The sequence below is a fragment of the Rhodococcus sp. 5G237 genome (genome assembly GCF_053764735.1).
Genome location: NZ_JBSNCD010000008.1, coordinates 260885 through 283095, shown reverse-complemented (window position 1 = coordinate 283095; position 22211 = coordinate 260885). Strand labels below are relative to the sequence as shown.

Below are 22211 nucleotides of genomic sequence, written 5' to 3'. Positions count from 1 at the left end.
TCAACAACGGCAACCACGTGGTGCCCACCGTCAAGTTCGCCGACGGCAGCACCGCCACCAACCCGTCGCTCGCCGAGGTCCAGCGCGCTCTGGGTCTGTAGTTCCTGCTCGTTCGGAAAGGCCGGTCGCGTCCGCCGCGGCCGGCCTCTCTCGTGCCCGGACCCTCGATTTCGGGCCTTCTAGTCCTTGGCCCAGCCCTCGAGCATCCCGCGCGCGATGGAGATCGAGCCGGGCAGCAGCAGCGGGGCGTCCTCGGCGGAGGCCCAGTCGCCCGTCGCCAGCGCCGCACGGACCTCCTCGCGGGTGAACCACCGCGCCTCGGTGATCTCCCCGTCGCGGAAGTCCAGCGCCTGCTCGGGATCGGCAATCGCCGCGAATCCCAGCATGAGCGACCGGGGGAACGGCCAGGGCTGACTGCCGAGATACCGCACGTCGCGCACCTCGACACCGACTTCCTCGCGGATCTCCCGCACCACGCACGATTCGAGCGACTCACCGGCTTCGACGAAGCCCGCGAGAACGGAGAAGCGCCGCTCGGGCCACACCGGCTGCCGGGCGAGCAGGACCCGATCGTGTCCGTCGTGCACGAGACAGATGATCGCCGGGTCGGTGCGCGGGAACTCCTCGTGCCCGGTCTCGGTGCTGATCCGCGACCAGCCGGACATCGTCGGGCGGGTGGGCGAGCCGTCGACCGCGCTGTAGCCGGCGTTGTCGTGCCAGTTCAGCAATGCGACCGCGCTGACCATCAGGTCGGCGTCGGCATCGTCGAGACGCTCGCCGACGCGTCGCAGATCGGCCACCGTGCCCGTCTGCGCCAGGACGCGGGTCGCCCAGACGTGATGTCCGTCGCGGACACCCAGGAAGATCGCGCCCTCGACCGGTTCGGGACCGAGTTCCGACGCCTCACCGAGCACGAGCGCGCTGTCGGAGACGCGGACCTGGTTGCGTCGATCGACCCGCAGGAGTTTCGCGTCGGCCCAGCCGGCGCGCAGGGCGTCCTCGTCCGAACGCAGCTCCTCCGCCCGGTCGACGACGGTACGTGAGAGCAGCGGGGTACCCGACAGAGCGAAACCGGTCACATCAGCACCCTAGCCACGCATGGCGCCCGGCGGCGAACCCACCAGCCGGATGTAGAGCAGTTTGTCGCTCGCCTCGAGTGCGTCGACCTCGGGCGAACCGATCCGCCACATCCGCCCGTCGCGGACGACGGCGAGGACGATGTCCTTCAGATGCCGGGGAGATCCCCCGACCTCGCCGGGCTCGACGTCGCGTTCGGTGATGGCGAATCCGGCTTCCGGTGTGAGCAGGTCCTCGATCATCTCGACGACGTTCGGAGTGGTCGTGGCGATGCCGAGCAGGCGCCCCGCCGTCTCCGACGAGATGACCACCGAGTCGGCACCGGACTGACGCAGCAGGTGGGTGTTCTCCGACTCGCGGATGGCAGCGACGATCTTCGCGCGCGGGGCGATCTCGCGGGCGCTGAGGGTCACGAGCACCGCGGTGTCGTCGCGGTTCGCGGCGACGATCACCGCCGACGCGTGCTGCACCCCGGCGAGCCTGAGCACATCGGACTTCGTCGCCGAACCCTGAACCGTCACGAGGCCCTGGCCGGCCGCGGACTCGAGAACCACCGGATCGGTGTCGACCACGACGATCTCGGACGGGGGTACCCCGTCGCCGAGCATCGCGTCGACTGCGGTACGGCCCTTGGTGCCGTAACCGATGACGACGGTGTGATTACGCACGCGGCGCCTCCAACGCTGGATCTTGAATGCTTGCCGGGAACTCTCGGTCAGTGCCGACAGAGTGGTACCGACGAGCACGATGAGGAAGAACACCCGGAGCGGGGTGATCAGCAGGATGTTGATCAGGCGCGCTTCGGGTGTGAACGGGGTGATGTCGCCGTAGCCGGTGGTCGAGAGCGAGACCGTGGCGTAGTAGACGCAGTCCAGCAGCGACAGTTCGTCGCCCTGGGCGTCGCGGTATCCATCGCGATCGAGGTAGACCACGACGACCGCGAGGAACAGCGCAGCGAACGCGTAGCCGATGCGACGCGCGATCGCGAGTCCGGGACTCGTCTGTTCCTGGGGGACGCGCAGCACACCGACGAGCGCGAAGTCGGGGCGCTCGGTGAGCTGATCGGAGCGGCTGAACCGCGCACGCAACCTCCCGGGCATCGCGGTGTCCCACCTTCCTGCTGTCGGCCTCCACTGGCGGCCACCCTCGGTCGTCGCGGTACCGAACGGACTGCGCCCGATACCGGATCGCAGCGTACCGCCGCGCGTTAGTGTGGCACGCATGTCCACGAAAGCGGCACAGCGCTCTGCGATCCGGCTGTCAGGTCTTCTTCTCGGCGTCGGAATCCTGCACTTCGTGCGACCGGAACCCTTCGACGGCATCGTGCCGCGCGCCCTGCCGGGTGATGCCCGCACCTACACCTACGCCTCGGGGGTCGCGGAGATCGCCGTCGCCGGCGCGCTCGCCGTGCCCCGCACCCGGCGCCTCGGCGGTTCCCTGGCCGCGGCGCTGTTCCTGGCGGTCTTCCCCGCCAACGTGCAGATGGCCGTGACGTGGCTGCGCAGCCCGAAACTCTCCCCCGCCGCCAAGGCGGTGTCGCTCGCCCGGCTCCCGCTGCAGATCCCGCTCGTCACCGAGGCACTGAAGGTCCGCCGCACATCCTCCCGCTGAGCTACCCACACGCGGTGATTGAGGTCACAGCGAGCGGGTATGCGTCGGTATGGACACCGGACGTGGTCTGAAGGTGGTCGTCGTCGGCGCGACCGGCAATCTGGGAACCGGGATCGTCGAGGCGCTCGGACGCGAACCCGACGTCGCCGAGATCGTCGGCGTCGCGCGACGACCGACGGAGTGGACGTCCCCCAAGGCGACCTTCACGGTCGCCGACACCACCACCGACGACTTCCGCCCGATCGTGCGGGGCGCCGACGCGGTGATCCACCTGTCCTGGCTGTTCCAGCCAACTCACCGTCCTGAGGTGACCTGGAAGAACAATGTGCTCGGCGCGATCTCTGTCTTCGAGGCGGCTGCCGCGGAGAAGGTTCCCGCCCTGATCTACTCGTCGTCGGTCGCGGCCTATTCGCCCGGAAGCTCGACGGATCGCGTCACCGAGGACTGGCCCACACACGGGTGGCCGGGTGCCGCCTATCCCCGCGAGAAGTCGTATCTGGAACGTTTTCTCGACACCCTCGAATTACGGGCGCCGGAGATGCGCATCGTGCGGATGCGGCCCTACTTCATCTTCAAGCGCGAATCGGCGACCTCGCAGCGACGCCTGTTCGTCGGCCCCCTGCTCCCGGGAAACCTGCTGCGCAGCGGACTGCTCCCCGTGATGCCGTTGGTCGAGGATCTGCGTGCCCAGGTACTGCACACGAGCGACGTGGCCGACGCCTTCGTCCGTGCGACCGTCCGGCCCGTCCGCGGCGCGTTCAACCTCGCCACGGAACCACCCGTGGACGGCGCGTTCCTGGCAGAGATGTTCTCCGCCAGGAAGATCCCCGTACCGCGTGCAGCACTCCGCGAGGCCGTGAGGGCGGCGTGGCACGCGCATCTCGTTCCTGCCTCCCCCGGCCTGCTCGACACCGTTCTGCAACTTCCGCTGCTCGACAGCACGCGCGCCCGCACAGAACTGGGCTGGGAACCGCAGTATTCGCCGCCCGAGATCCTCGAGGAATTCCTGTCGGGACTGCGGGAGGGAGCCGGGATGCCCACCGCTCCCCTGGCACCCGACACCGCCGGGCGCCGGGCACACGAAGTGGCCACCGGTATCGGGCAGCGCCCCTGAGTCGGTGTCACTCGCCGTCGGCACGCCCTCGCAGATTCCCCGCCTCGAGCACGAGGCGTTCGAGCATCGCCGCATTCGGCAGTTCCTCGGGTGCGACGGTGCGTCCGGTGCGGACGTAGTGGAAAGCCGCTCGAACCTTGTGTAGCGGTAGTTCGGCCGGCCGGCCGGTGAGCCGCTCGGTCCGCGCCGCCATCAACTGCGCCCAGGCGAGACGGTAGGCGGCGAGCTGCACACCCACCGCGGCGAGCTTCTCGCCTTCCGGTTCGGCGCCGGTCTTCCAGTCGATGACCGTCCAGCCCCCGTCCGGATCCTCGAAGACGGCGTCGATGCGTCCACGGATCACGGTGCCGCCCAGTGCCGTTTCGAACGGCACCTCGACCTCGACGGGGTTGCGCGACGCCCACTTCGACCGCAGGAACGCCTCCTGGAGCCGGTCGAAGTGCGAATCGTCGCCGTCCTCGTCGTCGGCACCGGGAAGCTCGTCGAGGTCGAGCAGACGTGTCGCGCCGAATCTGCGCTCGAGCCACGCATGGAAGGCGGTGCCGCGACGCGCGAGCGGATTGGGCCGGAACGGCAACGGACGACGCAGACGGGCAGCGAGGGCGTCGGGATCGGTGGCGAGATCGACGAGCTGACTGACGGACAGCTGTGCGGGCAGCACCACCTCGGCGCTCTGCTCGGCGCGCTGTTCGCGTTCGGCCAGGAGCGCATCGACGTCGGTGGCCCACTCGTCGGGATCGTCGTCGTACTCGGTCGGGAGGTCGGTCCGGTCGAACTCGGCAAGAACCAGTGCCGCGCCGCGTTCGACCTCGGTGCGCCGGGCACCGAGCGGGTCGCGCGGCCACAGTGCGCTGCGGGGTGAGGCCGTGAGCGGATTCTCCTCCTCCGGTTCGGGTTCCGGAGCCCAGTGGTCGACCGCACCGAGTCCGGGCCGGGCCGTGACGATCTCGTGCAGTTCCCGGAGGAACGGCGAGGGCCCCTTCGGTTCGGATCCGGTGTCGGCCCAGTGGTGGGCGGAGACGAACAGTGCCCGCTCGGTGCGGGTGAGAGCGACGTAGAACAACCGGCGGTCCTCGTCGAGCTTGCGGCGCTTGAGCGCGTCCTTGTGGGCGTCGATGGCCCGCTCGAGCATCTTGCGATCGGAGACGTCGTCGAGGTCGAGCACGGGCACACCGTCGGTGCTGCCCGGATCGTCGTCGGGCAGCACCCGGTCGCCCCGCAGATGCGGAGGCAGTTCGGTCGTCGAACCGAGCCAGTTCGCGGCGGCCGTGGACGACGGGAAGACCCCGGCGGCCACGTGCGGCACTGCGACGACCTCCCATTCGAGGCCCTTCGCCGAGTGGACGGTGAGGACCTGCACGCGGTCGGGGTCGACCTCCACCTCACCGGGTGCGAGTCCCTGCTCGATCTCCTCCGCCGCCGCGAGGTAGGACAGCAGACCGGGAAGCGTCGCGTTGGTGCGTCCCGCGTAGGACGCGACGACGGAGGCGAAGGCGTCGAGATGCTCGCGGCCGGCGACACCGCGCCTGCTGCCCACGCGGGCCTCGGTCTCGATGCCGATACCGAGCACACGCTCGACCTCGGCGACGAGTTCGGTGAGCGGCTGACCGAGCCGCTCACGCAGGGAGGTCAGCTCGCGGCCCAGCGCGACGATGCGCGCGTAGCCGAACTCGGAATAGCGGCTGCTGTCGCCGGGATCGGAGATCGCGTCCGCGAGACCGGCCTGATCGGCGTACTCACCGGGCAGCGCCGAATCGAGGGCGTCCTCGAGCGCATCGGGATCGGTCACCGCGCCGGCGACACCCCAGCGTCCCGCGATGGCCAGTTCCTGGGCGCGTTCCCACAACGCCTTCAGGTCGGCGGCACCGAGCTGCCAGCGGGCACCGGTGAGCACCCGCACGGCCGCGCTTCCGGCCAGCGGATCCGCCGCGAGACGCAGCATCGCGAGCACGTCGGCGACCTCCGGCGTGTGCAGCAACCCACCGATGCCCACGACCTCGACCGGAAGGTCGCGGGCGCGCAGCGCTTCGGCGATCGGCGCGGCGTCGGCGTTGCGCCGGACGAGGACCGCAGCGGTCGGCGGTGTGCGTCCGGCCTCGCGGGCGGCGGCGTACTCGGCGGCGATCCGGTCGGCGACCCAGTCGCGTTCGACCGCGACGTCGGAGTGCAGTGCAAGGCGGACGTCGCCGGCGGTCGCGTCGGGGCGGGGACGCAACCGGCTGACCGACACCCCGCGATCGCGCAGGGGCTCGGACGAGACGTTCGCCAGTTCGAGGGCCTGCGGCGGATTGCGCCAGCTGGTGAGCAGTTCGCGGGTGGGTGCCGGCTCGCCGTCGGCCGCCGGGAAGTCGGTCGCGAACCGCGGCAGGTTGGCGGCCGACGCACCGCGCCAGCCGTAGATGGACTGCATGGGATCGCCGACCGCGGTGACCGCGAGACCGGGATCGGCGCCACCGCCGAACAGGGCAGCGAGCAACACGCGCTGGGCGTGCCCGGTGTCCTGGTACTCGTCGAGCAGCACAGCCCGGAATCGTTCCCGCTCACCGGCTCCCACCTCGCGGTGATCGCGGGCGACCCGCGCGGCGAGCGACATCTGGCTGCCGAAGTCGAGGGCGCCTTCGCGGCGCAGTGTCTCGGACAGCCGTTCGACGAGCGGAAGCAACTGCAACCGCGCGTGCTGGGTCTCGAGGTAGCCGAGCAGCGTCTTCGACGGTGCTCCGCGCTGCCCCGGACCGGGCGGGAGGGTGTGCACGAGCTGTTCGAGTTCGACGTGGGCGTCGCGCAGCAGATCCGGCTCGACGAGGTGCTCGGCGAGCTGGCCGGACAGGGCGAGCACGGCCTCGGTCACCGATGCAGGATTGCGGTCGGTGTCGAGTTCGCCGTCCCACGAGCTGACCACGCGGTGCGCGACCTGCCACAGCTCGGTCTCGGACAGCAGGGTCGCCGACGGTTCGATGGGCAGCAACAGACCGTGCTCGGTGAGCAGGCGACCGGCGTACGCGTGGTACGTGCTCACTTCGGGTTCGCTGCCGAGGATCCGCGCGCGCAACCCACCGCTCGGGTCGAGGTCGCGCAGGAGCGCCGATCCGGCGAGCTTGGCCAGGCGCGCCCGGATACGGGCCGTGAGCTGCTGCGCGGCCTTACGCGTGAAGGTCAGGCCCAGCACCTGCTCTGGTTCGACGAGACCGTTGGCGACGAGCCACACCACCCGCGCAGCCATGGTCTCGGTCTTGCCGGCACCGGCTCCGGCGACGACCAGCATCGGGCCGGGCGGGGCCTCGATGACGGCGGCCTGCTCGGTCGTCGGCGGCAACTGTCCCAGTGCCTCCGCGAGGCGCTTCGCGCTCACCCGTGGAGCACTCATTCCCCTGTCACCTGCCTGCCTTCGTCGTGTGCCGGGCAGCTCGACAGCACCGGGCAGTGCCGGCACCCGTCGTTGACCCTCGCGACGAAACGGGGGCCGCGGGTCGCGGCCGCTGCGTCGTGGATGATCTCCCGCCACTGGGCGAGACCGTCCTCGTCGAGGGGCGGCTGCACGCGCTGCGTCGCGCCTTCCTTGTTGTGGGGTTTGGCCACGAAGACCAGGCGCGCGCCACCGGGCTCCGAGGCCGGTTCACCCTCGATCGCGCCGGCCGCCGCGGCGACCTGGTAGGCGGCGAGCTGGGCATGATCGCGCGCGGCGTCCTTCGACACCGGGTTCTTCGCGGTCTTGACGTCGATGACGACCGGGCGGCCCTCGGCGTCGCGTTCGAGCCGATCGATGCGACCGCGGAGCCGCACGCGGGGCTTGTCGTCGGAATCGGGTTCGAGGATGCCGTCGACCTTGATCTCGACGCCGATCTCGGTGAGCTCTCCGCGCGTGCCCTGCAGCCACGTCGAGAAGGTGTCGAGCATGCGACGGGTGCGTTCGAGCTCGCGGCGGGCATACCATTCGGCGCCCAGATCGACCGAGTCCCATGCCTTCTCGAGGGCCTGATCGATGCGGTCGGGCGGGATCCGTCCGGCGAGCGCCTGGACGAGGGTATGGACGAGCGTGCCGGTGACGGCGTGGCTGTTCTCGCCGTCGGAACCGCCGTGCCGCTCGAACATCCACCGCAGCGGGCAGGTCGTGAGCTGCTCGACCGTGGACGGCGACAACCGCACCGCGTCGTCGTCGGGATCCCACAGCGGGTCGGCCGTGCTGGGATCGGCCGTGCCGTACCAGTCGTCGGGGTGGGCGCCGCGGACCCCGGCCCGCGCGAGCCGCGCGAGTTGCTGAGCGGCGCGCTGCTGTCGTTCGGGTTCGGTCTCGGCGATCTCCGGATCGCACACCACGCTGCGCAGTTCGGCGACGAGCGCGGGCAGGGCCAGCACGCGGGTGCGCACCTCGTCGGGCACGGGTTCGGCGAGGAGATCGTCGGACGCATCGAGCTCGTCGGTGTCGACACCGCGCAGTTCGTCGACGAAACGGGAACGGACCAGTTCGCTGTCGCCGCTCACCGAGTCGACGGCCGTCACCAGGAGGTGGGTGCGGGCGCGACTGCACGCCACGAGGAACAGGCGCCGCTCCTCGGCGAGCAGCGGTGCGGTGCGCGAGAGCCGCGCACCGGCCTCGTCACCGCCGTCGGCGCCGGAGACGGCATCGATCAGAGCTTCGATGCCGAGCAGGGTGCCGCGTGCTCGCAGGCTCGGCCACAGGCCCTCCTGGACACCGGCGACCACCACGACGTCCCATTCGCGACCGGCGGCGGAGTGCGCGCTGACGACCGTGACCGCTTCGGATTCGGCGGCGACGCGAGTGCGGGCCGTGGCGGGGATCTCCTGCTCGGTGAGGTAGTCGACGAACCCGGCGATGTGTGCGCGGGGCAGACGGTCGACGTAGTCGGCTGCGGCGTCGAACAGGGCCACGACGCCATCGAGATCGCGGTCGGCCTGCGCACCGATCGGCCCACCCCAGGCCGACGCGGCGGCCCATCGCCGTTCGAGTCCGGTGGCCTGCCATGCCTCCCACAGCACATCCTCGAGACCGCCCCCGCGCAGCGCCGCCGAGCGGGCCTTGCGCAGCACACCGAGCACCTTCTTCAGCGGGGCGGCCTCGACGTCGGTCAGTCCACGGATCAGGTGCGCGTTCTCGGTGGTGTCGTCACCCTCGGTGAGCAGGATGCGCAGCAGTTCGGCGGAGTCGCGGTCGTTGCCCGACGCGAGTTCGACCCGTCGCAGGCCACGCCGCACTCTGCGCAGCGCGACCGGTTCGGCACCGCCGATGGGCCCGGACAGCAGGGCGAGCGCTTCGTCGCCGCCGAAGCCGCTGTCGGACACCGCGCGCAGCACGAGCAGCAGTCCCGCGACGCTGTGCTGACGGGCCAGCGGGAGTTCGGAGGCGGCGGTCGTCATCGGGACGCCCGCCGCGAGCAGCGCGCGGCGCAGCGGAGCGAGCACCCGCGGCACGGACCGGACCACGATCGCCATGCGCGACCACGGCACACCGTCGACGAGGTGGGACCGGCGCAGGGTGTCGGCGACCAGTGCCGCCTCCTTGGCCTGCGACGAGCACACCGCCACGCGGACCCGCCCGGGATCGTTTTCCTCGACGCTGTGCCCGGCCATACCGCGGTGCGGCGGCAGGCCCGGCAGTCTGCGAGCGATCCCGTCGGCGAGCGACGCCACCTCGGGAGCGGCACGATGATTGACACCCAATACGACCCGGCGCGATCCGTCGGCCTCGCCGAGGCTCTCCAGGAAGGAAGTGTCGGCGCCGCGGAAACCGAAGACGGCCTGATCGGGGTCGCCGGCGATCGTGCTCGTGCGAGTGCCGGTACCGATCACGCGGACCAGGTCGGCGGCCTGCGGATCGAGATGCTGGGCGTCGTCGACGAGCAGGTGGCGGATCCGGCCGCGCTCGGCGGCCAGCAGATCGGGATCGGTCGCGAACGCCGCGAGCGCCGCACCGACCAGTTCGGCCGCGTCGAGTGCCGGAGCGGTGGCCTCCGGAGCTTCGAGACCGACGGCACCTCGCAGCAGCATCACCTGCTCGTAGCGCTCCGCGAAACGCCCGGCCGCGACCCACTCCGGTCGATTGCGGCGCTCCCCGAGTGCCACCAGATCCTCCGGACCGAGACCGCGCTCGTTCGCGCGCAGCATCAGGTCGCGCAGTTCGACGGCGAAGCCCGTCATGCCCAGTGCCGGACGCAACCGCTCGGGCCACATCCCGGCGCCGTCGTCGATGTCGCCGCGCAGCAGTTCGCGCAGCACGGCGTCCTGTTCGGCGCCGGTGATCAGGCGCGGCGGCGGATTACCGTGCGCCGAGGCCTGCAACCGCAGCACCGCGAAGGCGTAGGAGTGGACGGTACGGACGAGCGGCTCGCGCGTCGCGCGGGGCACGGCGCCGTCGCCGAGCGCGATCAGACCGGCCGTGATCGCCTCGCGCACGGCGGTGGCGGCCCGCCGCGAATGCGTGAGGATCAGCACCGACTCGGGATCGGCGCCGCGTGCGATGCGGTGGACCGCGAGATCGACCAGCAGGGACGTCTTGCCCGTGCCGGGACCGCCGAGGACCTGCCACGGCCGCCAGCGGAGGGAAGGCGGGGCGTCGTCGAACAGCACGCGCACGTCGTCGGGCCACTCGCGGGCCACCGGCGCCTCGGCGGACCTGCGTACCAGGCGCGCGGCCGGGCGACGGACGCGATCGGGGATCTGCGGTTCGGACATGCGCGAGACGGTGGCAGGCAGGTCGGTGACCTGCGCCCGTGGTGGGTGCAGGTGGGGGGTGCCGGTATCGACGTCGAGCATGACCCCATCCCACCAGACGGGTACGACAGCGTCCGGGAGCACACCGCGTGGTCCCGACTGGGATAGTGGTCGGCGTGAGTGCCACGGAGCTTCTGCACACCCATCTGTTCGGGCCGGACGACGGGCCGGAGGTCCTCGCCCTGCACGGACTCACCGGTCACGGTCGACGCTGGCGGAACCTCGCCGAACGGCACCTGCCCCACCTGCGGTTCGTCGCTCCGGACCTGCGGGGACACGGCCGGTCGCCGTGGACTCCCCCGTGGTCGTTCGAGGCGCACGTCGCCGATCTGACGGCGGTGCTGGACGCGCACACCACCGGTCCCGTCACCGTGGTGGGCCATTCCTTCGGGGGTGCCCTCGCGCTGCATCTCGCCGCCGCGGTGCCCGACCGGGTGCGGGCGCTGGTGCTCCTCGATCCGGCGATCGGTCTCCCGGCCGACCGGATGCTCGAGATCGCCGACCTCACCCTCCACAATCCCGACTACACGGACGAGGCCGAGGCCCGGGCCGAGAAGGTCCACGGCGACTGGGGCGAGGTGGCACCCGAACTGCTCGACGAGGAGATCGCCGAGCACCTCGTCGAACTCGACTCGGGGCGCGTCAACTGGCGGATCTGCGTACCGGCGCTGGTGACCTCGTGGGGCGAACTGGCCCGCGGACCCGTCCTGCCGCCGGCCGGTATCCCGACGATCTTCGTACGGGCCGGGAAGGTACAGCCCCCGTACACCACGGCGAATTTCCGTCGCGACCTCGCGGAACGACTCGGCGACGACCTGACCCTGCTCGAATTCGACTGCGACCACATGATCGACCAGGCGCGTCCCGCCGAGACCGCCGAACTCGTGGCCCGGATGGTGTAGCCGGTGGTCACCACGGACGAGCAGATCGAGCGGGTCCGCGAACTCGTGGCCTCCGTGCCCGCGGGCCGAGTCGTGACCTACGGCGACATCGCCGGCGCCGCGGGCCTGTCGAGTGCACGCACCGTCGGCTGGATCATGCGGACCGATTCCGCGGACCTGCCGTGGCACCGCGTGGTCCCCGCCTCCGGGCGACCGGCCGCGCACCTCGCACGCCGGCAACTCGCACGCCTCGAACTCGAAGGTGTCCCGATCTCCGGCGACCGGATCGATCTCACCCGGGCACGGCACCGGTTCCCGCCGGACTCAGGCGATCACGAGCGGAGCGGATGAGGCAGCATGAAGACATGAGCACGCTCACCCACGTCGAAGCCGTGATCGTCGCGGGAGGCCGCGCGACCCGCATGGGAGGCGTCGACAAGCCCGCTCTGACCGTCGGCGGCCGCACGATGCTGGACACCGCCCTCGACGCGGTCGAGGGGTGCGCGCGGGTGACGGTGGTGGGTCCGCACCGCGACGATCTCGACCCCCACGTGCTGCAGATCCAGGAGACACCGCCCGGCGCGGGTCCGGTCGCGGCACTGGCAGCGGCGGATCCGGTCGCCGATCTCGTGGTCACTCTCGCCGCCGACCTTCCGTTCGTCACCCCGAAGACCGTCGCGGCCCTGTTGGAGTCCCTGAACGAGGATGTGGCGGCCGAGGCCGCCTTCGCGGTGGACGACACCGGACGGGTGCAGTTCCTGCTCGCCGCGTGGCGGACACCGGCGCTGGCCGCGCGTCTGGACTCACTCGGTGGAGACGTCGCGAACCGGCCCATGAAAGCGTTGTTGCCCGAGCGGTACGTCACCGTCCCGGTCTCCGAAGCGACCGACTGCGACACCCCCGCCGATCTGGAGGCGGCGCGCGCCGGATCCGCGACCGCCCGTGTGGCCCCCGACCCCGACCACGCGCGGAGAATCCTACGAGAAGCATTGTCACCGTTGCCTTCCCGCACCGTTCCGGTCGAGGAGGCGCAAGGCGCCACGTTGGCGGCACCGCTCGTCGCGGCGGAGGCGCTGCCTCGCGTCCGGACCTCGGCCATGGACGGTTACGCGGTGGCGGGCGACGGACCGTGGTTGCTGCGCAACGAGATCCGCTACGCCGGTGACGGGGGCTCGCTCACGCTCGGCGACGGAGAGGCCGCCCGGATCGCGACGGGCGCCCACCTGCCGGCCGGCGCGACCGCTGTCGTGCGCGACGAGTTCGTCCGTGTGGAGGGCGGTTTCGTCACCCGTCTGCCCGATGCACCCGTGCGCGACGACGCGCGTCGCCGCGGGGAGGACTGGGAGTCGGGGACGGTCCTTGCCGAGGCCGGCACCGCCGTGAGCCCGGCGGTCGTCTCCGCAGCCGCCAGCGGTGAGGTCACCGAGCTTCGGGTGCGCGGTCCGCTGCGTGTGCACATCGCGCTTACCGGCGACGAGATCCGTCGCACCGGTCCTCTCCGCGAGGGGCAGACGCGCGACTCGCTGGGTCCGATACTTCCCGACTTCGTCCGCTGGTGCGGCGCTACGGTGGTCGGCGAAGGACATCTCCGTGACACCGCGGACGGATTCGACGCGTTGTTCACGGGCACCGACGCCGATGCGATCGTCATCGTCGGCGCGACGGGTGGTGGCGCCGCCGACCAGTTGCGCGGTGCGCTGGCGCGGGCCCGCGCGCAGGTGGTCGTCGAACGCGTCCGGTGCAAGCCCGGCGGATCGCAGGTCGCGGCGACGCTGCCGGACGGCCGTGCAGTGCTGGGACTGCCCGGGAATCCGGTGGCGGCGGTGGCGACGCTGCTGGTGATGCTGCCTGCGATCGCCGACGGCCGCACCCTCCGTACCCCGGCGACTCCTGTGACCGCTCCACTGGCGAATGCCTCGGAGGTCGTCGGCGACATCACGCGGTTGCTGCCCGCCCGTCAGGACGGGCAGGGACGATGGTTGTGCGACAACACGATTCGCACGGCGCATCTCGCCGGTCTCATCGGACGCAGCGCGATCGCCGTGGTGCCGCCGGGAGCGGTGGACGGCGATCGCGTCGAATTGTTGCCGCTCCCCCGCTGATTCAGTCGCAGTGGCGAGCCGCTCCCACAGGAGCGAGGCGCAACGCGTCGACTGCGGAGCGGTAGCGCCGGGCCACGAGGTCGACGACGGGTTCGGCGACACCGATCGGCGCGGCGACGCCGTCGGCGCCGACCTCCGACAGGCGACGGTGGAAAAGGCCGTCGGCGAGAAGATAGGACGCGACGAACACCCGACGCGCGCCGCCGGCACGGACCTCGTCCACGACTGTCGCGACCCGCGGTTCGCCGGTGGCGATCCACCCGACCCGCACCGGGGTCCGCACGAGCGACGAAACCATGCGGGCCGTCACGTGGACGTCGCGGCGGGCGCGAGGGTCGGAGGAGCCGGCTGCCGCAAGCACGACGTCGTCGCCCTCGACCCAGCCTGCCTGCCGCAACCGCTCGACGAGAACACGGGCGAGAGCAGGGTCGGGACCGAGCGCGGGGGTGATCGTCACCGCGTCGTTCCCACCGGCCGCGACCTCGCGCGGAACGTCGGTGTGCACGTGATAGCCGGAGGCGAGGAAGGCGGGGACGAGCACGGTCGGACGGTCGGTGTCGCGCAGGACCTCCGAGGGCGACGGGCCGAGGACGTCGACGAAGGCGACACGGGTGGGGCCGATGCGGGAGGAGACGGCATCGGCGAGCGCCGCGATCATGTCGACACCGCGCGGATTGCGGGTGCCGTGCGCGACGAGCAGCAATGCCGGGTCGGTGTGTGTACCGGTCATGGATGCATTCCTTCCGGGTCGACGGCGAGGCGGTAGCCACGCTTGACGACGGTCTGCACGATCGCCGGTGCGCCGAGAGCCGAGCGCACCCGGGCGACCGCGGTTTCGACGGCGTGGGTGTCGCCACCCCCACCGGGCAGGGCAGCGAGGAGTTCCTCGCGGGAGACGACGAGACCGGCGCGCGCGACGAGCGTGCGCATCAGGGCCATCCCGGCAGGGGGAAGGCACCGCACGGTGCCGTCGACGATCACGCAGCGCCCTCGCGGGCTGAGCACGTGACCGCCGGCCTCGATGCGCACGGCCCGCCGGGGAAGTTCCTCGGCGATGTGCCGGGCGAGCGAACCCAACCGGGATCGGTGGGGCATGCTGACGGGCACGTCGAGTTCGGTGAGCGGTGCCGCGGTGACGGGACCGACGCACACGGCGGTGACGCCGGTGCGCAGCGACCGCAGCATCGGCTCGAGCCAGCCGGTCTCCTTGGCCCGCATGAGCATCGACGCGACGGCCGGTGCGCTGGTGAAGCTCACGGCGTCGAGTCCGCGTTCGACGATCTGCTCGATCATCCGGTCGAGCGCGGTGAGATCCTCGGGGGGCGTCCACCGGTAGACCGGGACGGGCACGACGTCGGCGCCCGCAGCGCGCAGCGCCTCGCACACGTCGGTCCCGGGTTCCCATTCGGTGCGCTCACCGTGCAGCTGCACCGCGATGCGGCGGCCGGCGACACCCTCGTTCAGCAGGAGTTCGAGCACCTCGGCGGACGATTCCGAGGAAGGGGACCACTCCTCGCGGAGTTCGGCGGCCCGGATCGCGCCTGTGACCTTCGGGCCACGGGCGAGGATCCGGCTCGCGCCGAGTGCCTGTGCGAGGTCGTCGGCGAGTCCCCAGCCTTCCGCTGCGCCCATCCACCCACGGAACCCGATCGCTGTGGTGGCGATCGTGATGTCCGGGGGCTGCGCGACGATGCAGCGGGTGACACGCTCGAGTTCGTCGTCGTCGGACAGCGGGATGATGCGGATGGCAGGGGCGTGCACGACCTCGGCCCCACGCCTGGTGAGGAGCGTGGCGAACTCGTCGGCACGCCGAGCTGCCGTCACGCCGATGGTGAATCCCCGCAGCGGCACGTTGTCGTCGCTCACGAACCCTCTCCGGTCGCATCCTCGTGCCGCCGGTCGCGCGGGACGAGGCTGTGGATCTGGACGACTCCCGCCCACACACGCACCTCATAGACGGGCAGACGCACCGACGGATCGTCGAGGCACCGGCCGTCGTCGAGGGAGAAGACCTGCTTGAGCAGCGGCGAGGCCACGGTGGGCTCTCCGCCCCGGTCGCCCACGATGCCGCGGGACATCACCGCGGCGCGGCCGAACGGATCGAAGTTGCCCACTGCGCGCAGGGTTCCGTCGTCGAGCAGGAACAGGGCCACCTGCTCGCCGCCGCGCAGCAGCACGGCCACGCCGCGGCCCGGAATGAGATGGCTGAGCGGACAGGCCGAGGTCCATTCCAGCCGCCCGTCGAACACGCTGTCGCGCGTCGATCCCCCTACGGTATGCGTCTCGATGACGGTCATCGCTGTCCTCCTTGAAACTGCTGTCCTGAAGTTTGGGTGCCCGGTGTTTCGGGCGCGTTACCCGCTCGTTCCCTCGGGGTAAGCGGTCGTCACGCCCCGGTTCCGGGTCCGATGCCCGGCATACCCACGAGGACGGGGACCTTGCGGGGGCCGCTGTCGTCGAAGCGGACGGTGGGGTCGGGCTGCTCGGGCGCGTTGACGAACGAGACGAACCGCGCCAGCTTCTCCGGATCCTCGAGGACGCCGGCCCACTCGTCCTTGTAGCCGTCGACGTGCTTGGCCATCGCAGCCTCGAGATCGTCGGCGATACCGAGGGCATCGTCGCACACGACCTCCTTGAGGTGCTCGAGACCACCCTCGAGTGCGTCGAGCCACGGAGCGGTGCGCTGGAGCCGGTCGGCGGTGCGGATGTAGAACATCAGGAACCGGTCGATGTACCGGACGAGGGTCTCGTCGTCGAGACCACCGGCGAGGAGCTGTGCGTGCTTGGGCGACTGGCCGCCGTTGCCGCACACGTACAGGTTCCAGCCGTTCTCCGTCGCGATGACACCGACATCCTTGCCGCGTGCCTCGGCGCACTCACGGGCGCATCCCGACACCCCCATCTTGAGCTTGTGGGGTGATCGCAGTCCGCGGTAACGCAATTCGAGAGCGACGGCCATCCCGACCGAGTCCTGCACGCCGTAGCGGCACCAGGTGGAACCGACACAGCTCTTGACGGTGCGCAGCGACTTGCCGTACGCCTGCCCGGATTCCATGCCGGCGTCGACGAGACGCTTCCAGATCTGCGGGAGCTGTTCGACGCGGGCACCGAACAGGTCGATGCGTTGACCGCCGGTCATCTTCACGTAGAGACCGAAATCGCGTGCCACCTCACCGATCACGATGAGCTGCTCGGGGGTGCACTCGCCAGCGGGCATGCGCGGCACGACCGAGTAGGTGCCGTTCTTCTGGATGTTGGCGAGGAAGTGGTCGTTCGTGTCCTGCAGACCGGCCTGCTTGGGGTGCAGGATGTGGTCGGAGTCGGTGGACGCGAGAATCGAGGCCACCACCGGCTTGCAGATGTCGCAGCCGTGTCCGGTGCCGTACTGGGCGATGAGCGCGGAGAAGGTGCGGATGCCGGTGGCCTGGACGATCTCGAACAGCTCGGCGCGCGACTGCTCGAAGTGCTCGCACAGGGCCTTCGACATCTGCACACCCGACTGGGCGAGCAGCTGCTTGATGCTCGGGAGACAACCGCCGCAGGTGGTGCCGGCGCTCGTGCACGACTTGACCTGCGCGATGTCGCAGGCACCTTCGGAGATCGCGCCGCAGATCGCGCCCTTGGTGACACCGTTGCACGAGCACACCTCGGCGTCGTCGGGTAGCGCACCGGCGCCCGGCTTCTCCCCCACCGGGGAGATCAGCGTGGCCGGATCCCCTGGCAGTTCGCGGCCCACGAGCGGTCGCAGGTTGCCGTAGGCGGAGGCGTCGCCGACGAGGATGCCGCCGAGCAGGGTCCTGGCGTCGTCGGAGACGACGAGCTTGGCGTAGGTGCCCTTCGCGGAGTCGGAGAGCACGACCTCGAGGGCGCCGGGCGTCGTCGCGTGGGCGTCACCGAAGCTCGCGACGTCCACGCCGAGCAGCTTGAGCTTCGTCGACAGGTCGGCGCCGGGGAACTCGGCGGTACCGCCGACGAGCCGGTCGGCGACGACCTCGGCGGTGCTGTAACCGGGGGCGACGAGTCCGTAGCAGGTGCCCTCGACGGCGGCGCATTCGCCGATGGCGTAGACGGCCTCGTCCGAGGTGCTCCGGCAGGTACGGTCGGTGAGCACACCGCCGCGGCCGCCGAGTTCGAGTCCGGCCTCCCGGGCGAGCTCGTCCTGGGGACGGACGCCGGCGGAGAAGATCACGAGTCCGGCCTCGAGGACGGTCCCGTCGGACAGGGTCACCTGCAGCGCCTCCGGTCCGGACTCGATCTTCTCGGTGCCCACCCCGGTGTGGGTGACGAGACCGAGGTCGGTGACGAGACGCTCGAGGACACGGCCGCCGCCCTCGTCGACCTGAGCGGGCATGAGCCGGTTGTTGTACTCGATGACGTGCGGCGTCACTCCCAGCAGGCGCAGCGCGTTGGCGGCCTCGAGTCCGAGCAGGCCGCCACCGATGACGATGCCCGCGAGGCCGGCGGCCTTGGTGCGTTCGGCGGCGGCGCGGATGCCGTCGAGATCGTCGAGCGTGCGGTAGACGAAGCAGCCGGGCAGATCGTGGCCGGGCACCGGCGGCACGAAGGGGTACGAGCCGGTCGCGAGGACGAGGCTGTCGTAGGGCAGAACGTCGCCGCCGGCGGTGGTGACGGTGCGGGCCGCGCGGTCGATTCCCACCGCGCGGGTGCCGACACGCAGGTCGACGAGATCGTCTGCCGCGTAGTCGTTCCCGGCGAGGGCGAGTTCCTTGCGGTCCCAGGCTCCGACGTAGGACGACAGTCCCACGCGATCGTAGGCGGCGTCGGTCTCCTCGCCGAGCACGGTCACCGACCAGCTGTTCTGCTCGTCGCGGACGCGCAGGGCTTCGACGAAGCGGTGGGCGACCATTCCGTGTCCGACGACGACGACGTTCTTGCGGCTCATGATGTTCTCTTTCTTCGTGCCGGGGATCGGTCAGACTGCGACGCGGGCCGGGGCGGAAGCCTCGGTGGACGGTTCGCTCGCGGGGGTGGTGTTCGGGCGGCGGAGGAAGACGAACCAGGTCACCGCGATGCACACGAGGTAGAAGATCGCGAAGACCCAGAAGGCCATCGTCGCGGACTGCGCCTCGCCGCCGTAGGAGGCGCGGAAGACCAGGTTGATGCCGACACCACCGAGTCCGCCGATGGCACCGGCGAAGCCGATGAGGGCACCGGACATGCTCCGCGACCAGGCGGCCTTCTCGTCGCGATCCAGTTCGTCGAGGTCCTGCGCACGGGCCTCGAAGATGGACGGGATCATCTTGTAGACCGAGCCGTTGCCGAGCCCGGAGAGCAGGAACAGGGCGATGAAGCCGAGCACCATGGCGGTCAGTACACCGCCGGTCGCGGCGCCGGTGGTGCGGTCGTCGAGGCTGCCGGCGACGATGAGCACCGCGGCGGCCAGGGCCATCGCGACGAAGGTGTAGAGAGTGATCTTCCCGCCGCCGATGCGGTCGGCGAGCTTTCCGCCGAGCGGACGGGAGATGGATCCGAGGAGCGGGCCGATGAAGGCGATCTGCGCGGCGTGCAGCGCGGCCTCGGCGGGGGTGTCGCCGCCGGCGAGGAAGTTGATCTGCAAGACCTGACCGAAGGCGAAGCTGAAGCCGATGAACGAACCGAAGGTGCCGATGTAGAGAAAGGAGATGATCCACGAGTCGCGGAATTTCAGTGCGGCGCCCATGGCCCGCAGGTCGGCCTTCTGATCACTGAGGTTGTCCATGAACAGGGCGGCGCCGAGCGCGGCGACGGCGCACAGGACCAGGTAGACCGCACACACGATCCAGGGCTCGGTGTTGCCGATGGTGGCGATGACGAGCAGGCCGATCAGCTGGACCGCCGGGACACCGATGTTCCCGCCGCCGGCGTTGAGTCCGAGGGCCCAGCCCTTCAGGCGCTGGGGGTAGAAGGCATTGATGTTGGTCATCGACGAGGCGAAGTTGCCGCCGCCGACACCGGCCAGTGCCGCGACCAGCATGAACGTGGTGTAGGAGTGGCCCGGGTTCAGCATCAGGTACAGCGCCCCGAGGGTGGGGATCAGCAGTACGAGGGCACTGAAGATGGTCCAGTTGCGGCCACCGAAGCGGGCGGTGGCGACGGTATAGGGGATACGGAGGATCGCGCCGACGAGCGTGGGGACGGCGACCAGGAAGAACTTGCCGGCGGCGTCGATGCCGTACACCTCGGTGGGCATGAACAACACCATGACCGACCAGATCGACCAGACGGAGAAGCCGACGTGCTCGGCGATCACCGACCAGATCAGGTTGCGCTTGGCGACCTGCTTGCCGCCGGCCTCCCACGCCTCCACATCCTCGGCGTCCCACCGCTCGATCTTGTGACTGCGTGCGAATTTGTCTCTGAGACTTTCATTTTCGATGAAGGTCGTCATCGCCGTTCCTCCTCGGGTCCGTGTTGACCCCAAAGGTAGGAAACGGGTGTTGCTACGGTGCTGCCCGCGGTGACCGTCGCGTCAAGAGTTGCTCACCCCGACCCCGGCCGCCCTGTGAGGTGTTACAGGAGGAACCGCACGAGGTCGGCGGTGTGCGCCAGGCCGGGGAAGGCGTCCTCGGTCGAGCGCGGGTGCAGCGCGTGCACGGCCAGCCGGAAGATGACCGCGCGCAGCAGCATCTGCGGCCATTCCGGCAGGTCCTCCCAGCGGCCGATGAGTCCTTCGTCGGCACCGCCCCACGACAGTGCGTCGACGACGGCGACGGCGGCCGCCCACGAGGCCGGACGCCAGTAGGGGGTGATGTCGGTCAGCCCGGGTGCAGCGCGCCCGGCGAAAAGGACGGTGCCGAACAGGTCTCCGTGGACGAGCTGGTCGGGCAGGTGCACGGGCTTGCGGAAGGTCGCGAGCTGGTTGATCAGGTCGAGGCTCTTACGGCCGTCGGGGGTCACCGTCTCGGGCGCACCCGCCGCACGGGCGCTGCGCAGGGGTACGGTCTCCCAGGCCGCGCGGTCGGCGGCGACGAAGACGTCGACGTCCTCCCAGGGTGCGACGGGTGGCTGCATGAGGAAACGGGGACGTTCGAGCTGCGCGGTGGCGGTGTGCAGCCGTAGCGACAGCGAGACCACTTCGTCGTGCCGGGGCTCGGACGTGCCGACGATGTAGGTGTCGGCGCGCCATCCGGAGACCACGTAGCGACCATCGGTGGACCGCACCGGGCGGGCCAGCCGCACGCCGTCGACGGTCAGGGTCTCCCGCACTTTGGCGGACCAGGCCGCGCGAGCATGATCGGCGACTCGGGACAGCACGACGTCCCCACACCGGAAACCTCCGTCCCAGTCGGGCCCGAGCGGGACCGGTTCGACATCGCGGAGACCGAATGTGGAGCACACGTGCTGAGGCGGTTCGGGTGAGCTCACGACGCTCAACCTACCTTCGCAGACCGCCCGGATCGGGAAGGCACTCCGCTGTTTCAGGTCACAACGAGGTCACCGTCAGTAGACCGGCAGCGAGGTGTCGACCTGCTGCGCCCACGCGATCACGCCACCGTGCAGATGTGTCGCATCCGAGAAACCCGCTCGCGCAAGGACTTCGAGCGCTTCGGCCGAGCGGATACCGGTCTTGCAGTACAGCACGATCGGGGTGTTCTGCGGCAGGTCGGCGAGGGCCTCGCCGGAGAGGATGCGGTCCTTCGGCACGAGCCGTGCACCGTCGATACGGACGATCTCCCACTCGACGGGTTCGCGCACGTCGATCAGCGCGAGGTCGCGGCCCTCGTCGAGCATGCGGCGCAGTTCGGTGGGGGTGACTGCCGATCGCGCCGACGCAGCGGCGTCGGGAACGATCCCGCAGAAGGCCTCGTAGTCGACGAGTTCGGTGACCGGCACCCGTCCCGGATCGCGGCGCAGGGTCACCGTGCGGAACGACATCGCGAGCGCGTCGTAGATCATGAGCCGGCCGAGCAAGGGCTCACCGATCCCCGTGATGAGCTTGATCGCCTCGGTGGCCATGACGGTGCCGATCGTGCCGGGCAGGACACCGAGCACACCGCCCTCGGCGCACGAGGGAACCATGCCCGGCGGCGGCGCCTCGGGGTAGAGGTCGCGGTAGTTCAGGCCGCGCCCGTCGGGAGCGTCCTCCCAGAACACCGACACCTGACCTTCGAACCGGAAGATCGAGCCCCACACGTACGGCCTGCCGGCGAGGACAGCGGCGTCGTTGACGAGATAGCGGGTCGCGAAGTTGTCGGTGCCGTCGAGGATCAGGTCGTACTGCTCGAACAACTGCACGGCGTTGCTCGACTCCAGCCTCGTCTCGTGCAGACGCACGGTGACACCGTCGTTGATCGCCAGGATGCTGTCGCGGGCGCTCTCCCCCTTGGGCCGTCCGACGTCGGAGCGGCCGTGGATCACCTGCCGCTGCAGGTTCGACGTCTCCACGTCGTCGAACTCGACGATGCCGATCGTGCCGACGCCCGCCGCCGCGAGATACAGCAGCGCGGGCGAACCGAGTCCGCCGGCGCCGATGCACAGCACCCGCGCGTTCTTCAACCGTCGCTGACCGGTGACCCCGACGTTCGGGATGATCAGGTGACGGCTGTACCGGGCGACCTCCTCGCGACCGAGCTCCGGGCCGGGTTCCACCAGCGGCGGAAGGGATCGGCGCGTCGACGGTGTCGTTGCGGTCACGGGTTCTCCTGTCGCGATGCGTCCTGCGTCACCGTCCATGGTGCCATTCGGTGCTGCAACCCCACC

Annotated in this window: 16 protein-coding genes and 1 pseudogene; 6 read left to right on the top strand and 11 right to left on the bottom strand. The window is 70.5% G+C overall.

Features of this window, described 5'->3' with window-relative positions; genetic code table 11:
- Positions 1–101: pseudogene (locus tag ACWPOC_RS20455) on the top strand (NrdH-redoxin); the annotation flags it as partial.
- 78 nt (positions 102–179) lie between these two features.
- Here the strand turns inward: ACWPOC_RS20455 and nudC are convergent.
- Together nudC and ACWPOC_RS20445 are read right to left on the bottom strand one after the other, a co-directional pair.
- Positions 180–1079, bottom strand: a complete 900-nt coding sequence (gene nudC / locus ACWPOC_RS20450; protein WP_120279827.1) for an NAD(+) diphosphatase — start codon at positions 1077–1079, stop codon at positions 180–182.
- Between the two features lie 9 nt (positions 1080–1088).
- Positions 1089–2177 (bottom strand): potassium channel family protein, encoded by a 1089-nt coding sequence (locus ACWPOC_RS20445; protein WP_120279828.1) that lies wholly within the window; start codon positions 2175–2177, stop codon positions 1089–1091.
- A 121-nt stretch (positions 2178–2298) separates the two neighbouring features.
- On the opposite strand from ACWPOC_RS20445, the gene ACWPOC_RS20440 reads away from it, so the two are divergent.
- Together ACWPOC_RS20440 and ACWPOC_RS20435 are read left to right on the top strand one after the other, a co-directional pair.
- Positions 2299–2688: a DoxX family protein gene (locus ACWPOC_RS20440; RefSeq protein ID WP_120279829.1), complete on the top strand. Its 390-nt coding sequence runs from the start codon at positions 2299–2301 to the stop codon at positions 2686–2688.
- 49 nt (positions 2689–2737) lie between these two features.
- On the top strand, positions 2738–3802 hold the full coding sequence (locus tag ACWPOC_RS20435) for an NAD-dependent epimerase/dehydratase family protein (protein WP_120279830.1): 1065 nt from the start codon (positions 2738–2740) through the stop codon (positions 3800–3802).
- 7 nt (positions 3803–3809) lie between these two features.
- On the opposite strand, the gene ACWPOC_RS20430 is transcribed toward ACWPOC_RS20435, so the two are convergent.
- Positions 3810–7166: an ATP-dependent helicase gene (locus tag ACWPOC_RS20430; RefSeq protein ID WP_455409238.1), complete on the bottom strand. Its 3357-nt coding sequence runs from the start codon at positions 7164–7166 to the stop codon at positions 3810–3812.
- A complete protein-coding gene (locus ACWPOC_RS20425) occupies positions 7163–10489 on the bottom strand; it encodes an ATP-dependent helicase (protein WP_455409242.1) in 3327 nt (1108 codons plus the stop codon). Before ACWPOC_RS20425 ends, ACWPOC_RS20430 begins: the two co-directional genes overlap by 4 nt.
- 155 nt (positions 10490–10644) lie before the next feature.
- On the opposite strand from ACWPOC_RS20425, the gene ACWPOC_RS20420 reads away from it, so the two are divergent.
- From ACWPOC_RS20420 to ACWPOC_RS20410, 3 genes are read left to right on the top strand one after another with little or no spacing between them, the layout of a single operon-like run.
- The gene (locus ACWPOC_RS20420) at positions 10645–11430 is read left to right on the top strand and encodes an alpha/beta fold hydrolase (protein WP_174247010.1); all 786 of its coding nucleotides are present in this window, start codon (positions 10645–10647) and stop codon (positions 11428–11430) included.
- Positions 11431–11433: 3 nt separating this feature from the next.
- Positions 11434–11760: an MGMT family protein gene (locus tag ACWPOC_RS20415; protein ID WP_120279834.1), complete on the top strand. Its 327-nt coding sequence runs from the start codon at positions 11434–11436 to the stop codon at positions 11758–11760.
- A gap of 14 nt (positions 11761–11774) precedes the next feature.
- Complete coding sequence (locus ACWPOC_RS20410; RefSeq protein ID WP_120279835.1) at positions 11775–13511, top strand: NTP transferase domain-containing protein; 1737 nt, start codon at positions 11775–11777, stop codon at positions 13509–13511.
- A gap of 1 nt (position 13512) precedes the next feature.
- Here the strand turns inward: ACWPOC_RS20410 and ACWPOC_RS20405 are convergent, their stop codons facing one another.
- From ACWPOC_RS20405 to moeZ, 7 genes are all read right to left on the bottom strand, one after another.
- Positions 13513–14241, bottom strand: a complete 729-nt coding sequence (locus tag ACWPOC_RS20405) for a sirohydrochlorin chelatase (RefSeq protein ID WP_455409237.1) — start codon at positions 14239–14241, stop codon at positions 13513–13515.
- Entirely contained in the window at positions 14238–15377 is a 1140-nt protein-coding gene (locus ACWPOC_RS20400; RefSeq protein WP_120279837.1) for a uroporphyrinogen-III synthase, read from the bottom strand. Before ACWPOC_RS20400 ends, ACWPOC_RS20405 begins: the two co-directional genes overlap by 4 nt.
- Entirely contained in the window at positions 15374–15808 is a 435-nt protein-coding gene (gene nirD / locus ACWPOC_RS20395; protein ID WP_060651360.1) for a nitrite reductase small subunit NirD, read from the bottom strand. The genes ACWPOC_RS20400 and nirD overlap by 4 nt, the downstream gene beginning before the upstream one ends.
- An 89-nt stretch (positions 15809–15897) precedes the next feature.
- Complete coding sequence (gene nirB / locus ACWPOC_RS20390) at positions 15898–18414, bottom strand: nitrite reductase large subunit NirB (RefSeq protein ID WP_120279838.1); 2517 nt, start codon at positions 18412–18414, stop codon at positions 15898–15900.
- Between the two features lie 30 nt (positions 18415–18444).
- Positions 18445–19899 carry a nitrate/nitrite transporter gene (locus ACWPOC_RS20385; RefSeq protein WP_120279839.1) on the bottom strand — a complete coding sequence of 485 codons (1455 nt, stop codon included), beginning with the start codon at positions 19897–19899 and terminating at the stop codon, positions 18445–18447.
- A 122-nt stretch (positions 19900–20021) separates the two neighbouring features.
- Positions 20022–20876, bottom strand: coding sequence for a TIGR02569 family protein (locus ACWPOC_RS20380; protein WP_026061392.1), 855 nt, complete (start codon positions 20874–20876; stop codon positions 20022–20024).
- A gap of 75 nt (positions 20877–20951) precedes the next feature.
- Positions 20952–22184: an adenylyltransferase/sulfurtransferase MoeZ gene (moeZ, locus tag ACWPOC_RS20375; RefSeq protein ID WP_455409236.1), complete on the bottom strand. Its 1233-nt coding sequence runs from the start codon at positions 22182–22184 to the stop codon at positions 20952–20954.
- Positions 22185–22211: the final 27 nt, after the last annotated feature.